This is a genomic window from Kribbella flavida DSM 17836, from assembly GCF_000024345.1.
Classification (GTDB): domain Bacteria; phylum Actinomycetota; class Actinomycetes; order Propionibacteriales; family Kribbellaceae; genus Kribbella; species Kribbella flavida.
Genome location: NC_013729.1, coordinates 6,724,646 through 6,738,352, shown reverse-complemented (window position 1 = coordinate 6,738,352; position 13,707 = coordinate 6,724,646). Strand labels below are relative to the sequence as shown.

The window sequence follows — 13,707 nt, the reverse complement described above, 5'->3', positions numbered from 1 at the left end:
TATGGGTGTTGAGGAACAGCTTCCGGCCGGCGTGCTGCTGACCACGATCGAAGGCCTGTCCGGCTACATGCGGAAGGCCTCGTTGTGGCCGGCAACCTTCGGGCTGGCCTGCTGCGCGATCGAGATGATGACCACCGGTGCCCCGCGCTACGACGCGGCCCGGTTCGGCATGGAGGTCTTCCGGGCGTCGCCCCGGCAGGCCGACCTGATGATCGTGGCCGGCCGGGTGAGCCAGAAGATGGCTCCGGTGCTGCGCCAGATCTACGACCAGATGCCGAACCCGAAGTGGGTGCTGGCGATGGGTGTGTGCGCCTCCTCGGGCGGCATGTTCAACAACTACGCGATCGTCCAGGGCGTGGACCACGTCGTCCCGGTCGACATGTACCTGCCCGGCTGCCCGCCGCGGCCGGAGATGCTGCTCGACGCCTTCCTCAAGCTGCACGACGACATCCAGCACGGCAAGCTCGGCGCGCACAAGAAGGCGCTGCAGGCCGAGCAGGAGCAGGCCGCGCTGACCGCCGCCCCGACGCTCGAGATGAAGGGCCTGCTGCGATGAGCGAGCACCAGCCGGAGAACCTTCCGGCCACCGCGCCGGCCGGCGACGCTCAGACGCCGGGCGCCGAGGTGATCGACCAGCGCGAGGGCATGTTCGGCGTCAAGGGCAGTGGTGACACCTCCGGCTTCGGCGGCCTGCGCCGCCAGGTCGCGCTGCCCGGCGGTACGCCGAAGCCGTACGGCTCCTGGTTCGACGGCGCCACCGAGCGCCTGGAGGCCCTGGTCGGCGACGGCGCGATCGAGAAGGTCGTGGTCGACCGGGGCGAGCTGACCCTGCACGTCGTGCCGGAGCGGCTGGTCGAGGTCGCCCAGCACCTGCGTGACGACGAGGCGCTGCGGTTCGAGTTCTGCTCCGGCGTGAACGGCGTGCACTACCCGAACGAGACCGGCCGGGAGCTGCACGCGGTCTACCACCTGCTCTCGATCACCCACAACCGGCGGATCCGGCTGGAGGTGTCGGTGCCCGACGCGGACCCGCACATCCCGTCGATCGTCTCGGTCTACCCGGCCAACGACTGGCACGAGCGCGAGACCTGGGACTTCTTCGGCATCGTCTTCGACGGTCACCCGGCGCTGACCCGGATCCAGATGCCCGACGACTGGCCGGGCCACCCGCAACGCAAGGACTACCCGCTCGGCGGCATCGACGTCGAGTACAAGGGCGCCGTCATCCCGCCGCCCGACACGCGGAGGTCTTACAACTGATGACCACGACAGATCCGTACGCCGACGCGCGCGACACCACCGAGGGCAAGGTCTTCACCGTCACCGGTCAGGACTGGGACTCGGTCGTGGCCGGCCTGGGCGAGGAGCCCGAAGAGCGCATCGTCGTCAACATGGGCCCGCAGCACCCGTCCACCCACGGCGTGCTCCGGCTGATCCTCGAGATCGAGGGCGAGACGGTGACCGAGGCCCGCTGCGGCATCGGCTACCTGCACACCGGCATCGAGAAGAACATGGAGTTCCGTTCCTGGACGCAGGGCGTCACGTTCTGCACCCGGATGGACTACCTGTCGCCGTTCTACAACGAGGCGGCCTACTGCCTGGCGGTCGAGCGGCTGCTCGGCATCGAGGACCAGATCCCCGAGAAGGCCAACGTGATGCGGGTGCTCCTGATGGAGCTCAACCGGATCAGCAGCCACCTGGTCTGCATCGCCACCGGCGGCATGGAGATCGGCGCGCTGACCGTGATGACGATCGGCTTCCGGGAGCGGGAGATGACGCTCGACCTGTTCGAGCTGATCACCGGCCTGCGGATGAACCACGCGTTCATCCGGCCGGGCGGCGTCGCCCAGGACCTGCCGCCGGGTGCGCTGGACAAGATCCGGGACTACATCACCTGGATGAACAAGCACCTGCCGGAGTACGCCGAGCTCTGCAACGCGAACCCGATCTTCAAGTCCCGGCTGCAGGACGTCGGCTACCTGGACCTGACCGGGTGCATGGCGCTGGGCATCTCCGGCCCGCCGCTGCGCGCCACCGGCTACGGCCTGGACCTGCGCAAGACCCAGCCGTACTGCGGCTACGAGACCTACGACTTCGACGTGCCCACCTGGGACACCGCCGACTCGTACGGCCGGTTCCGGGTCCGGCTGCAGGAGATGCACGAGTCGCTCAAAATCGTCGAGCAGTGCGCCGACCGGCTGGCCCGGATGGACGGCGAGCCGGTGATGGTGGCCGACAAGAAGATCGGCTGGCCGAGCCAGCTCGCGGTCGGCAACGACGGCATGGGCAACTCGCTCGACCACATCAAGCACATCATGGGCGAGTCGATGGAAGCGCTGATCCATCACTTCAAGCTGGTCACCGAGGGCTTCCGGGTGCCGGCCGGCCAGGCGTACGTCGCGGTCGAGTCGCCGCGCGGCGAGCTGGGCTGCCACCTGGTCTCCGACGGCGGCACCAAGCCGTACCGGGCGCACTTCCGCGACCCGTCCTTCGCAAACCTGCAGGCGATGCCGATCCTGTGCGAGGGCGCACAGGTCGCCGACGTGATCGTCGCCGTCGCCAGCCTTGACCCGGTGATGGGTGGAGTGGACCGCTAAATGGCCGAGAACCACACGACTGCGACCGACAAGCCCGTGCCCTACAGCACCGGCGACTCGAAGATCAGCGAGACGACGATCGCCGAGATGCGCGAGCTGGCGGCCCGGTACCCGGTCGGCCGGTCGGCGCTGCTGCCGATGCTGCACCTGGTGCAGTCGGTCGAGGGCCGGGTCACCCCGGAGGGCATCGAGGCCTGCGCCGACGTGCTCGGGCTGACCGGCGCCGAGGTGTCCGCGGTGGCCACCTTCTACACGATGTACAAGCGCCGCCCGGTCGGCGACTACCACGTCGGGGTCTGCACCAACACGCTCTGCGCGGTGATGGGCGGCGACCTGATCTTCGAGCGGCTCAAGCAGCACCTGGACGTCGGCAACGACGAGACCACCGAGGACGGCAAGATCACCCTCGAGCACATCGAGTGCAATGCCGCCTGCGACTACGCGCCGGTGATGATGGTGAACTGGGAGTTCTTCGACGACATGACGCCGGAGTCGGCCACCCAGCTGGTGGACGACCTGCGCGACGGCACCGAGGTGAAGTCACCGCGCGGCGCCACGATCTGCACCTGGCGCGAGGCCGAGCGGGTGCTGGCCGGGTTCCCCGACGGCCGCGCCGACGAGGGACCGACCGGCGGCAAGGCGACGCTGGCCGGTCTGCGGCTGGCCCGCGAGCGCAACTGGACGGCTCCGGCCGGCGGCCACACCAGCAGCGGTACGGCGGCCGAGCAGACCGTCTCCCCGGAGGCGGCGGCCGGTCCGCGGCCCGAGGACCAGCCGGGCAAGGAGTCCCAGGCGGTCCACACCGAAGACACCCGGAAGGAGGACTGACCATGCTGACCCCGGTGCTGTCCGACAACTGGGACCAGATCCGTTCCTGGCAGCTGGCGTCGTACCAGCGGTCCGGCGGTTACGAGGCGCTGCGCACCGCGCTGCGGATGCAGCCGGCCGACGTGGTGACCGCGGTGAAGGACTCCGGTCTGCGCGGCCGTGGTGGCGCGGGCTTCCCGACCGGCATGAAGTGGTCCTTCATCCCGCAGGACAACCCCAAGCCGAAGTACCTGGTGGTGAACGCGGACGAGTCCGAGCCGGGCACCTGCAAGGACATCCCGCTGATGCTCGCCTCGCCGCACACGCTGGTCGAGGGCGTCATCATCGCGTCGTACGCGATCCGCGCCTCGACGGCGTTCATCTACGTGCGCGGTGAAGTGCTGCACGTGATCCGCCGGCTGCAGCAGGCGGTCGAGGAGGCCAAGGCCGCCGGGCTGATCGGCACCGACATCCTCGGCAGCGGCTACGACCTCGACGTGATCGTGCACGCCGGCGCCGGCGCGTACATCTGCGGCGAGGAGACCGCGCTGCTCGACTCGCTCGAGGGCCGTCGCGGGCAGCCCCGGCTGCGTCCTCCGTTCCCGGCCGTCGCGGGTCTGTACGGGTGCCCCACGGTGATCAACAACGTCGAGTCGATCGCTTCTGTTCCCGCCATCATCAAGAACGGCGCGGACTGGTTCGGCTCGATGGGCACCGAGAAGTCCAAGGGCATGACGCTGTACTCGCTGTCCGGCCACGTCACCCGGCCTGGCCAGTACGAGGCTCCGCTCGGCATCACCCTGCGCCAGCTGCTCGACCTGGCCGGCGGTGTCCGGGAGGGGCACGAGCTCAAGTTCTGGACTCCGGGCGGCTCGTCGACGCCGCTGCTGACCGCTGAGCACCTCGACGTCCCGCTGGACTACGAGGGCGTCGGGTCGGTCGGCTCGATGCTGGGCACGAAGGCGCTGCAGATCTTCGACGACACCACCTGCGTGGTGCGCGCCGTGCTGCGCTGGACCGAGTTCTACAAGCACGAGTCCTGCGGCAAGTGCACCCCCTGCCGGGAGGGCACCTGGTGGCTGGTCCAGATCCTGGAGCGGCTGGAGGCCGGCAAGGGCACCGAGCAGGACCTCGAGACCCTGCTCGACCTGTGCGACAACATCCTGGGCCGGTCGTTCTGCGCCCTCGGCGACGGCGCCACCAGCCCGATCACCAGCTCGATCCAGTACTTCAAGGACGAGTACCTGGCGCACTTCACCCACGGCGGCTGCCCGTTCGACCCGATGGCGTCCACCGTCTTCGCGACCGCTGGAGCAAGCGCATGACCGCATTGTCTGCCTCGCCTCCGGCTCGGCGGGTCATGGGGCTCGACTCCTGGTCTTCCCTCGTCTCTTCGGTCGCTTCGCTCCCTCCGTTCCTCAGTCCAGACCAGGAGGCCCCATGACCATCCAAGCCAACCCCTCGTCGGGCGCCGAGGTCGCGAAGGTCGACCTGGTCACCGTGACCATCGACGACATCGAGGTCAAGGTCCCGAAGAACAGCCTGGCGATCCGGGCCGCGGAGCAGATCGGGATCCAGATCCCGCGGTTCTGCGACCACCCGCTGCTGGACCCGGTCGGCGCCTGCCGGCAGTGCCTGGTCGAGGTGACCGACGCCGGCAACGGCCGCGGTATGCCGAAGCCGCAGGCCTCCTGCACGCTGACCGTTGCCGACGGCATGGTGATCCGCACCCAGGTGACCTCGCCGGTGGCGGACAAGGCCCAGCAGGGCAACATGGAGTTCCTGCTGATCAACCACCCGCTGGACTGCCCGGTCTGCGACAAGGGCGGCGAGTGCCCGCTGCAGAACCAGGCGATGACCAACGGCGCCGGCGAGTCGCGGTTCCACGAGATCAAGCGGACCTTCCCCAAGCCGATCAACATCTCCGCCGAGGTGCTGCTGGACCGCGAGCGCTGCGTGCTCTGCGCCCGCTGCACCCGGTTCTCCGAGCAGATCGCCGGTGACCCGTTCATCGCGCTGGTCGAGCGGGGCGCGCTGCAGCAGGTCGGCATCTACGAGAAGGAGCCGTTCGAGAGCTACTTCTCCGGCAACACGATCCAGATCTGCCCGGTCGGCGCGCTCACCAGCGCGGCGTACCGGTTCCGGTCCCGGCCGTTCGACCTGGTGTCGGTGTGGAGCGTCGCCGAGCACGACTCCAGCGGCGCCTCGATCCGGGTCGACTACCGCCGCGGCAAGGTGATGCGCCGGCTCGCCGGTGACGACCCCGAGGTGAACGAGGAGTGGATCTCCGACCGCGACCGGTTCGCGTTCAACTACGCGTCCACCGGTGACCGGCTGACCCACCCGCTGATCCGTGAGAACGGCGAGCTGCGGCCGGCGTCCTGGCCGGAGGCGCTGCACTTCGCGGCCGGCAAGCTGACCGCGGCCCGGGGCAACGCCGCCGTGCTGACCGGTGGCCGGCTGACGCTGGAGGACGCCTACGCGTACTCGAAGTTCGCCCGGGTCGCGCTCGGCACCAACGACATCGACTTCCGGGCCCGTCCGCACTCCGCCGAGGAGGCCGACTTCCTGGCCGCCGCGGTGGCCGGCACCGGCCTGGGCACGACGTTCTCCGACCTCGAGCGGGCCGGCTCGGTGCTGCTGGCCGGATTCGAGCCCGAGGAGGAGGCGCCGGCGGTGTTCCTCCGGCTCCGCAAGGGCGTCCGGAAGAACGGCACCAAAATCTTCACGCTGGTGTCCTACGCCTCGCGCGGGGTCGAGAAGCTGTCCGGCGCCGTGGTCCCCACCACGCCGGGCACCGAGGCCGCCGTTCTGGCCGACCTGGGCAACCAGGGCGAGATCGGCGCGGCCGCGAAGGCCGCGCTCGGCGCCGACTCGGTGATCATCGTCGGCGAGCGGCTCGCAGCGGTGCCGGGCGCCCTGTCCGCGGCGCTGCGGCTGGCCCTCGACACCGGCGCCCAGCTGGCCTGGATCCCGCGCCGCGCGGGTGACCGCGGCGCGCTCGAGGCCGGCTGCCTGCCGGGCCTGCTGCCCGGTGGCCGGCTGGTCTCCGACCCGGCCGCCCGGGTCGACCTGCAGGCCGCGTGGGGCGTGGAGAACCTGCCCGCCACCGCCGGCCGGGACACCGGCGAGATCCTGGCCGCGGCCGGCTCGCTGCAGGCGCTGGTCGTGGCCGGCGTCGAGATCGACGACCTGCCGAACCCTGCGGCCGCCCTGGCCGCGCTCGAGGCGGCGCCGTTCGTGGTCAGCTTCGAGGTCCGCAACTCCCAGGTCACCGAGCACGCCGACGTGGTCTTCCCGGTCGTTCCGACGGCCGAGAAGGACGGCACCTTCGTGAACTGGGAGGGCCGCGAGCGCCCGTTCCCGGTGGTGCTGCCGGTGCCGGCCGCGATGCCCGACGTCCGGGCGCTGGCCGCGCTGGCCCAGGAGATGGACCTGTCGCTCGGGTTCAGCACCGCCGCCGGCGCCAAGCGCGAGTACGACGAGCTCGGCCGCTGGGACGGCGACCGCGCGCAGGAGCCGACGTACCAGGCCGGTCCGTCGCTCGGCGCGTTCGACTCGACCCGGCTGGCCACCTGGCGGATGCTGATCGACGAGAGCCGCAGCAACGACGGTGAGCCGCACCTGGTCGCCACCGCGCGCCGGCCGGTCGCCCGGCTGTCGCTGACCACCGCGCACCGGGTCGGCGTGGCCGACGGCGACGAGCTGGTGGTCAGCACCGACGCCGGCTCGATCCGGCTGCCGGTCGTGATCACCCCGATGACCGACAACGTGGTCTGGCTGCCGACGAACTCCGCCGACTCGCACGTCCGCCGTTCGCTGCACGCCGACCATGGCTCGATCGTGACGATCGCCGGAGGGAACTCATGAGTCCCATCGCTGTGACAACGCCGCTGGTGGCGACGGCCGACGTGCCGGACGCGGGCTTCGGCAACGACCCCTGGTGGGTCGTGGGCCTGAAGGTGCTGCTGGTCTTCGTCTTCCTGGTCGTGCTCACCCTGTTCAACATCTGGTGGGAGCGCCGGGTGGTGGCCCGGATGCAGCACCGGGTCGGCCCGAACGTGCACGGCCCGTTCGGTCTGCTCCAGTCGCTGGCCGACGGCATGAAGCTGATGTTCAAGGAAGACCTGATGCCGAAGGGCGTGGACAAGTTCGTCTACGTCGCGGCGCCGGTGATCGTGTCGATCCCGGCCTTCCTGACCTTCGCGGTGATCCCGTTCGGACCGACGGTGAAGATCCCGTTCACCGACACCTACACCCGCCTGCAGATCACCGACCTGCCGGTCTCGGTGCTGTACGTGATGGCGGTCGCCTCGATCGGCATCTACGGCATCGTGCTCGGCGGCTGGTCCTCGAACTCGACGTACTCGCTGCTCGGCGGTCTGCGCTCCAGCGCCCAGATGATCTCCTACGAGGTCGCGATGGGCCTGGCGCTGGTCACCGTGTTCCTGTTCGCCGGCTCGATGTCCACCTCGGAGATCGTCGCCGCCCAGGGCTCGCAGCAGTCGATCGGCCTGTTCGGCGCGGACATCCCGATCCCGGGCTGGTACGCGTTCCTGCTGTTCCCGTCGTTCGTGATCTACGTGATCTCGATGGTCGGCGAGACCAACCGCGCGCCGTTCGACCTGCCGGAGGCCGAGGGCGAGCTGGTCGCCGGCTTCCTGACCGAGTACTCGTCGATGAAGTACGCGATGTTCTTCCTGGCCGAGTACATCAACATGGCGACGGTGTCCGCGCTGGCGACCACGCTGTTCCTGGGCGGCTGGCGGGCGCCCTGGCCGATCTCGATCTGGGACGGCGCGAACTCCGGCTACTGGCCGGTGCTGTGGTTCGTCGGCAAGATGATGTGCTTCATCTTCTTCTACATCTGGCTGCGCGGAACGCTGCCGCGGCTGCGCTACGACCAGTTCATGAAGCTGGGCTGGAAGATCCTGATCCCGGTCTCGCTGGGCTGGATCGTGCTGGTCGCCACCGTGCGCGCCATCGGCCGCGAGGCGGAGACCCCGCGCACCTGGCTGCTGGTCGCCGCCGGCGTGATCGCGCTGATCGCGGTGGCCACCATGTTCCTGCCGCAGAAGAAGACCGAGACCGAACCTGTCGCCGAGGACGCCGAGTTCGACGCGTTCGCCGGCGGGTTCCCGGTGCCACCACCGCTCCCCAGTCAACACACCGAGCCGAAATCGAGGGCAGGCAGCCGTGGCTAGTGTCAAAGAATCCCTCTGGGATCCGGTCGCCGGTTTCGGTGTCACCTTCCGGACGATGTTCCGCAAGGTGTTCACCGAGCAGTACCCGTTCGACAAGAAGCCGACCGCGCCGCGGTTCCACGGCAGGCACCAGCTGAACCGCTGGCCCGACGGCCTGGAGAAGTGCATCGGCTGCGAGCTGTGCGCGTGGGCCTGCCCCGCGGACGCCATCTACGTCGAGGGTGCCGACAACACCGAGGGCGGCCGGATGTCGCCCGGTGAGCGGTACGGCCGGGTGTACCAGATCAACTACCTGCGCTGCATCCTCTGCGGCCTGTGCATCGAGGCCTGCCCGACCCGGGCGCTCACGATGACCAATGAGTACGAGCTGGCCGACCGGTCCCGCGAGTCGCTCATCTACGAGAAGAAGGACCTGCTGGCCCCGCTCCTGCCGGGCATGGAGGAGCCGCCGCACGCGATGCAGCTCGGCACCACGGACAAGGACTACTACCTCGGGCTGACCGGCGCGGCCGTGCCCGCCGAGGGTGGTGGCGAGAAGTGATCGCAATGGTCACCGGCGGCCAGTTCGCGTTCTGGCTGCTGGCACCGGTGATGGTGCTGGCAGCGATCGCGATGATCCTGGTCCGCAAGGCGGTGCACTCGGCGCTGCTGCTGGCCACCGTGATGATCTGCCTGGCCGTGCAGTACGCGGCCCAGGACGCGCCGTTCCTGTTCGCGGTGCAGATCATCGTCTACACCGGCGCGATCCTGATGCTGTTCCTGTTCGTGCTGATGCTGGTCGGTGTCGACGCGTCCGACTCCCTGGTGGAGACGATCCGCGGCCAGCGCCTGCTCGCCGGGCTCGCCTTCCTCGGCTTCGCCGTGCTGGTGGTGTTCGCCGTCGGCAACGCCGTGTACGGCGACCCGATCGGTCTGGGCCAGGCCCAGCCGGACGGCAACCCCAAGGGCATCGCGCAGCTGCTGTTCGGCAAGTACGTCTTCGCCTTCGAGGTGACCTCGGCGCTGCTGATCACCGCGGCGATGGGCGCGATGATGCTGGCCCACCGGGAGCGGCTGACCCGTAAGAAGACCCAGCGCGACCTGGCCGAGGAGCGGATCCGCAAGTACGCCGACACCGGCGTGCACCCCGGCCCGCTGCCGACGCCCGGTGTGCTGGCCCGGCACAACGCCGTCGACACCCCGGCTCTGCTGCCGGACGGGTCGATCGCACCGACCTCGGTGTCGCGGGTCCTGCAGGCTCGTGGCACCGTGTTGCCCGAGTCGGAGGAGCGGGCCGACATCGAGGCCGTCCAGAAGCTCGACGCGGGCTCGTCCACCGGACGGCCGGACAGCAACGCGGCCACGAACGACCCCGCCTCCAGCGAAGGGAGCCAGGCGTGACCACCGAGCCGTACATCGTGCTCTCGGCGATCCTGTTCAGCATCGGCGCGCTCGGCGTGCTGGTGCGCCGCAACGCCATCGTCGTGTTCATGTGCGTCGAACTGATGCTGAACGCGACCAACCTGGCGTTCGTCAGCTTCGCCCGCCAGCACGGCAACCTCGACGGCCAGATCGCCGCCTTCTTCGTGATGGTGGTGGCCGCCGCCGAGGTCGTGATCGGCCTGGCGATCATCATGGCCATCTTCCGCACCCGTCGCTCGGCCTCGGTCGACGACGCCAACCTGCTCAAGTACTGAGGTAATCACCGATGAGTCATGAGCTCGCGTGGCTGCTGGTCGCGATTCCAGCGGTGTCGGCGGCGATCCTCCTGCTCGGTGGCAAGGCCACCAACGCCTGGGGACACCTGCTTGGCACCGCGGCGTCGCTGGCCTCCTTCGTCTGCGGTGCGCTGCTGTTCTTCCAGATGCAGGGGCACGACGCCGAGGAGCGGTCCGAGACGGTCAAGCTGTTCGAGTGGTTCTCGGTCGGCAGCGTCCGGGTGGACGTCACCCTGCTGGTCGACCAGCTGTCGATCCTGTTCGTGCTGCTGATCACGGGTGTCGGGTCGCTGATCCACATCTACTCGATCGGCTACATGTCGCACGACCCACGCCGGCGCCGCTTCTTCGCCTACCTGAACCTGTTCATCGCGGCGATGCTGCTGCTGGTGCTGGCCGCCGACTACCTGCTGGTCTTCGTCGGCTGGGAAGGCGTCGGTCTGGCGTCGTACCTGCTGATCGGGTTCTGGCAGGACCGGCACTCGGCCGCCACCGCCGCCAAGAAGGCGTTCGTGGTGAACCGGGTCGGTGACATCGGCCTGTCGCTCGCGGTGATGAGCATGTGGGCGCTGTTCGGCTCGTCCGCGTTCGCCACCGTGAACGCCGGCGCCGAGGGCCTGTCGTCCACCTGGGCCACGCTGCTCGGCCTGATGCTGCTGCTGGCGGCCTGCGGCAAGTCCGCCCAGGTGCCGCTGCAGTCCTGGCTGCTGGACGCGATGGAGGGCCCGACCCCGGTCTCGGCCCTGATCCACGCCGCGACCATGGTCACCGCCGGCGTCTACCTGGTCACCCGGTCGAGCGCGATCTACGAGCACACCGAGGTGGCTTCCACCGCGGTCGTGATCGTCGGAACGGTGACGGTGCTGGCCGGTGCGATCATCGGGTGCGCCAAGGACGACATCAAGAAGGCGCTCGCCGGTTCGACGATGAGCCAGATCGGTTACATGATGCTCGCCGCCGGCCTCGGCCCGGCGGGCTACGTGTTCGCGATCTTCCACCTGATCACGCACGGCTTCTTCAAGGCCAACATGTTCCTCGGCGCCGGCTCGGTGATGCACGGCATGAACGACGACGTGAACATGCGCCACTACGGCGCGCTGCGCCTGTCGATGAAGGTCACCTTCGTCACCTTCGCGATGGGCTACCTGGCGATCATCGGGTTCCCGGGCTTCGCCGGCTTCTGGAGCAAGGACAAGATCATCGAGGCCGCGTTCGCGGAGAACTTCGTGATCGGTCTGTGCGCTCTGCTGGCCGCCGGCATCACCGCGTTCTACATGACCCGGCTGATGATGATGACGTTCTTCGGCAAGAAGCGCTGGGCCGAGGACGTGCACCCGCACGAGTCGCCGTCGTCGATGACGGTCCCGCTGATCGTGCTGGCGGTGCTGTCGGTCTTCGGTGGTGCGCTGTACTTCCTCGGCGGCCACTGGATCGTGCACTGGCTGGAGCCGGTGGTCGGTCACGAGGAGCACCACCCGCCGGTCAGCGCGCTGGTGATGACGCTGATCACGGTCGCCGTGGTCGCCGTCGGTGCCGCGATCGGTTTCCTGCGGTACCGCCACGAGATCCCGCGCGAGGCGCCGGTCAAGGTCTCGCCGGTCACCACCTTCGCCCGCCGTGACCTGTACGGCGACGCGCTGAACGAGGCGGTCCTGATGCGTCCGGGCCAGTACCTCACCCGGACCCTGGTCTGGCTCGACAACCGGGGCGTCGACGGCCTGGTGAACGGGCTGGCCGCACTCTTCGGCGGGCTGTCCGGCCGGCTCCGCCGGTTCCAGACGGGCTTCGTCCGTTCGTACGCACTCAGCATGGTCTTCGGCGCCGCTTTCGTGGTCGTCGCCCTCCTCGCGGTGAGGTTGTCGTGAACATCGGTTGGCTGACGTTTCTCCTGCTCCTGCCGTTCGTGGGAGCCCTGGTCACGATGGCGGTGCCCAAGGCCAGCGGCCTGCTCGCCAAGCAGGTGTCGCTGGGCTTCTCGCTGGCCACCCTGGCCCTGACCCTGGTGATCACGGTCGGCTACCACCGCAACGGGGCGGCCGACTACGAGGAGACCCACACCTGGATCGAGGCGTTCGGCGCGCACTACGCGCTCGGCCTCGACGGGGTCGGCCTGGTGCTGATCGTGCTGACCGCACTGCTCACCCCGATCGTCCAGCTGGCGTCCTGGAACGACGCCAAGGGCGGGCGCTGGTCGGAGAAGTCCTTCTTCGCCTGGATCCTGGCCCTCGAGGTGCTGTCGCTGGGCGTGTTCGCCGCCACCGACGTGTTCCTGTTCTACGTGCTGTTCGAGGCCACGCTGATCCCGATGTACTTCCTGATCGGCGGCTTCGGTGGCGCGCAGCGGTCGTACGCGGCGGTGAAGTTCCTGCTCTACTCGCTGCTCGGCGGTCTGCTGATGCTGGCGTCGGTGGTCGGCCTGTACGTCGTCTCGGCCAAGAGCGGCGAGCCGTCGTACCTGCTCACCGACCTGATCAAGGTCGACATGAGCCAGAACACCGAGCGCTGGCTGTTCCTCGGCTTCTTCTTCGCCTTCGCGGTGAAGGCGCCGATGGTGCCGTTCCACACCTGGCTGCCGGACGCCGCCGCCGAGGCGACGCCGGGCACGTCGGTGCTGCTGGTCGGCATCCTGGACAAGATCGGCACCTTCGGCATGATCCGGTTCTGCCTGGGGCTGTTCCCGAACGCGTCGGAGTGGGCCACCCCGGTGGTCCTGGTGCTGGCGCTGATCAGCGTGCTGTACGGCGCGCTGGTGGCGATCGGGCAGACCGACATCAAGCGGCTGATCGCCTACACCTCGATCTCGCACTTCGGGTTCATCGTGATGGGCATCTTCGCGCTGACCTCGCAGGGCATGACCGGCTCGACGCTCTACATGTTCAACCACGGACTCTCGACCGCGGCGCTGTTCCTGGTCGCCGGGTACCTGATCTCGCGCCGCGGCTCGGCCCGGATCGCGGACTACGGCGGCGTGGAGAAGGTGGCCCCGGTGCTGGCCGGCACGTTCCTGTTCGCCGGCCTGTCCAGCCTCGCGCTGCCGGGTCTGTCGCCGTTCATCAGCGAGTTCATGGTGCTGGCCGGCACCTTCAGCCGGCACAAGGTGATCGCCGTGGTCGCGGTGCTCGGCATCGTGCTGGCCGCGCTCTACATCCTGATCATGTACCAGCGCCTGATGACCGGGCCGGTCCGCGACGGGATCGAGAAGCTGAAGGACCTGAACGCCCGCGAGGTGCTCGCGATCGCGCCGCTGGCGCTGCTGATCGTCGGTTTCGGGATCTACCCCAAGCCGGTGGTGGACATCATCAAGCCCGCGGTGGAGTCGACGATGCAGCGCGTGGGTGTCACTGACAAGGCCCCGGAGATCCCCGTGACGGAGGGACAGAAGTGAGCTTCAATCTGTCGGCG

General features: G+C 69.0%; 12 protein-coding genes. All 12 read left to right on the top strand.

Annotated elements, in window-relative coordinates; all coding sequences use genetic code 11:
• Position 1: 1 nt before the first annotated feature.
• The 12 genes from KFLA_RS31275 (at position 2) to KFLA_RS31220 (ending at position 13,690) form a co-directional block, all read left to right on the top strand.
• Positions 2-556 carry a NuoB/complex I 20 kDa subunit family protein gene (locus KFLA_RS31275; RefSeq protein WP_012923853.1) on the top strand — a complete coding sequence of 185 codons (555 nt, stop codon included), beginning with the start codon at positions 2-4 and terminating at the stop codon, positions 554-556.
• A complete protein-coding gene (locus KFLA_RS31270) occupies positions 553-1,260 on the top strand; it encodes an NADH-quinone oxidoreductase subunit C (protein ID WP_012923852.1) in 708 nt (235 codons plus the stop codon). Before KFLA_RS31275 ends, KFLA_RS31270 begins: the two co-directional genes overlap by 4 nt.
• Positions 1,260-2,597 (top strand): NADH-quinone oxidoreductase subunit D, encoded by a 1,338-nt coding sequence (locus KFLA_RS31265; protein ID WP_012923851.1) that lies wholly within the window; start codon positions 1,260-1,262, stop codon positions 2,595-2,597. Before KFLA_RS31270 ends, KFLA_RS31265 begins: the two co-directional genes overlap by 1 nt.
• Positions 2,598-3,425: an NADH-quinone oxidoreductase subunit NuoE gene (gene nuoE / locus KFLA_RS31260; RefSeq protein ID WP_012923850.1), complete on the top strand. Its 828-nt coding sequence runs from the start codon at positions 2,598-2,600 to the stop codon at positions 3,423-3,425. It begins immediately after the preceding gene.
• Between the two features lie 2 nt (positions 3,426-3,427).
• Positions 3,428-4,729 (top strand): NADH-quinone oxidoreductase subunit NuoF, encoded by a 1,302-nt coding sequence (nuoF, locus tag KFLA_RS31255; protein WP_012923849.1) that lies wholly within the window; start codon positions 3,428-3,430, stop codon positions 4,727-4,729.
• 115 nt (positions 4,730-4,844) lie between these two features.
• The gene (locus KFLA_RS31250; protein WP_012923848.1) at positions 4,845-7,274 is read left to right on the top strand and encodes an NADH-quinone oxidoreductase subunit G; all 2,430 of its coding nucleotides are present in this window, start codon (positions 4,845-4,847) and stop codon (positions 7,272-7,274) included.
• Positions 7,271-8,608: an NADH-quinone oxidoreductase subunit NuoH gene (gene nuoH / locus KFLA_RS31245; RefSeq protein ID WP_012923847.1), complete on the top strand. Its 1,338-nt coding sequence runs from the start codon at positions 7,271-7,273 to the stop codon at positions 8,606-8,608. The genes KFLA_RS31250 and nuoH overlap by 4 nt, the downstream gene beginning before the upstream one ends.
• Positions 8,601-9,149, top strand: coding sequence for an NADH-quinone oxidoreductase subunit NuoI (nuoI, locus tag KFLA_RS31240; RefSeq protein WP_012923846.1), 549 nt, complete (start codon positions 8,601-8,603; stop codon positions 9,147-9,149). Before nuoH ends, nuoI begins: the two co-directional genes overlap by 8 nt.
• A 5-nt stretch (positions 9,150-9,154) precedes the next feature.
• Positions 9,155-9,988: an NADH-quinone oxidoreductase subunit J gene (locus KFLA_RS31235; RefSeq protein WP_012923845.1), complete on the top strand. Its 834-nt coding sequence runs from the start codon at positions 9,155-9,157 to the stop codon at positions 9,986-9,988.
• The gene (nuoK, locus tag KFLA_RS31230; protein ID WP_012923844.1) at positions 9,985-10,284 is read left to right on the top strand and encodes an NADH-quinone oxidoreductase subunit NuoK; all 300 of its coding nucleotides are present in this window, start codon (positions 9,985-9,987) and stop codon (positions 10,282-10,284) included. The genes KFLA_RS31235 and nuoK overlap by 4 nt, the downstream gene beginning before the upstream one ends.
• An 11-nt stretch (positions 10,285-10,295) precedes the next feature.
• Entirely contained in the window at positions 10,296-12,170 is a 1,875-nt protein-coding gene (gene nuoL / locus KFLA_RS31225) for an NADH-quinone oxidoreductase subunit L (protein WP_012923843.1), read from the top strand.
• Positions 12,167-13,690: an NADH-quinone oxidoreductase subunit M gene (locus tag KFLA_RS31220; RefSeq protein WP_012923842.1), complete on the top strand. Its 1,524-nt coding sequence runs from the start codon at positions 12,167-12,169 to the stop codon at positions 13,688-13,690. The genes nuoL and KFLA_RS31220 overlap by 4 nt, the downstream gene beginning before the upstream one ends.
• Positions 13,691-13,707: the final 17 nt, after the last annotated feature.

Excerpts from the sequence above, each read along its gene's own strand:
- KFLA_RS31275 (WP_012923853.1), top strand. The coding sequence starts at position 2 with ATGGGTGTTGAGGAACAGCTTCCGGCCGGCGTGCTGCTGACCACGATC.
- KFLA_RS31270 (WP_012923852.1), top strand. The coding sequence starts at position 553 with ATGAGCGAGCACCAGCCGGAGAACCTTCCGGCCACCGCGCCGGCCGGC.
- KFLA_RS31265 (WP_012923851.1), top strand. The coding sequence starts at position 1,260 with ATGACCACGACAGATCCGTACGCCGACGCGCGCGACACCACCGAGGGC.
- nuoE (WP_012923850.1), top strand. The coding sequence starts at position 2,598 with ATGGCCGAGAACCACACGACTGCGACCGACAAGCCCGTGCCCTACAGC.
- nuoF (WP_012923849.1), top strand. The coding sequence starts at position 3,428 with ATGCTGACCCCGGTGCTGTCCGACAACTGGGACCAGATCCGTTCCTGG.
- KFLA_RS31250 (WP_012923848.1), top strand. The coding sequence starts at position 4,845 with ATGACCATCCAAGCCAACCCCTCGTCGGGCGCCGAGGTCGCGAAGGTC.
- nuoH (WP_012923847.1), top strand. The coding sequence starts at position 7,271 with ATGAGTCCCATCGCTGTGACAACGCCGCTGGTGGCGACGGCCGACGTG.
- KFLA_RS31235 (WP_012923845.1), top strand. The coding sequence starts at position 9,155 with ATGGTCACCGGCGGCCAGTTCGCGTTCTGGCTGCTGGCACCGGTGATG.
- nuoL (WP_012923843.1), top strand. The coding sequence starts at position 10,296 with ATGAGTCATGAGCTCGCGTGGCTGCTGGTCGCGATTCCAGCGGTGTCG.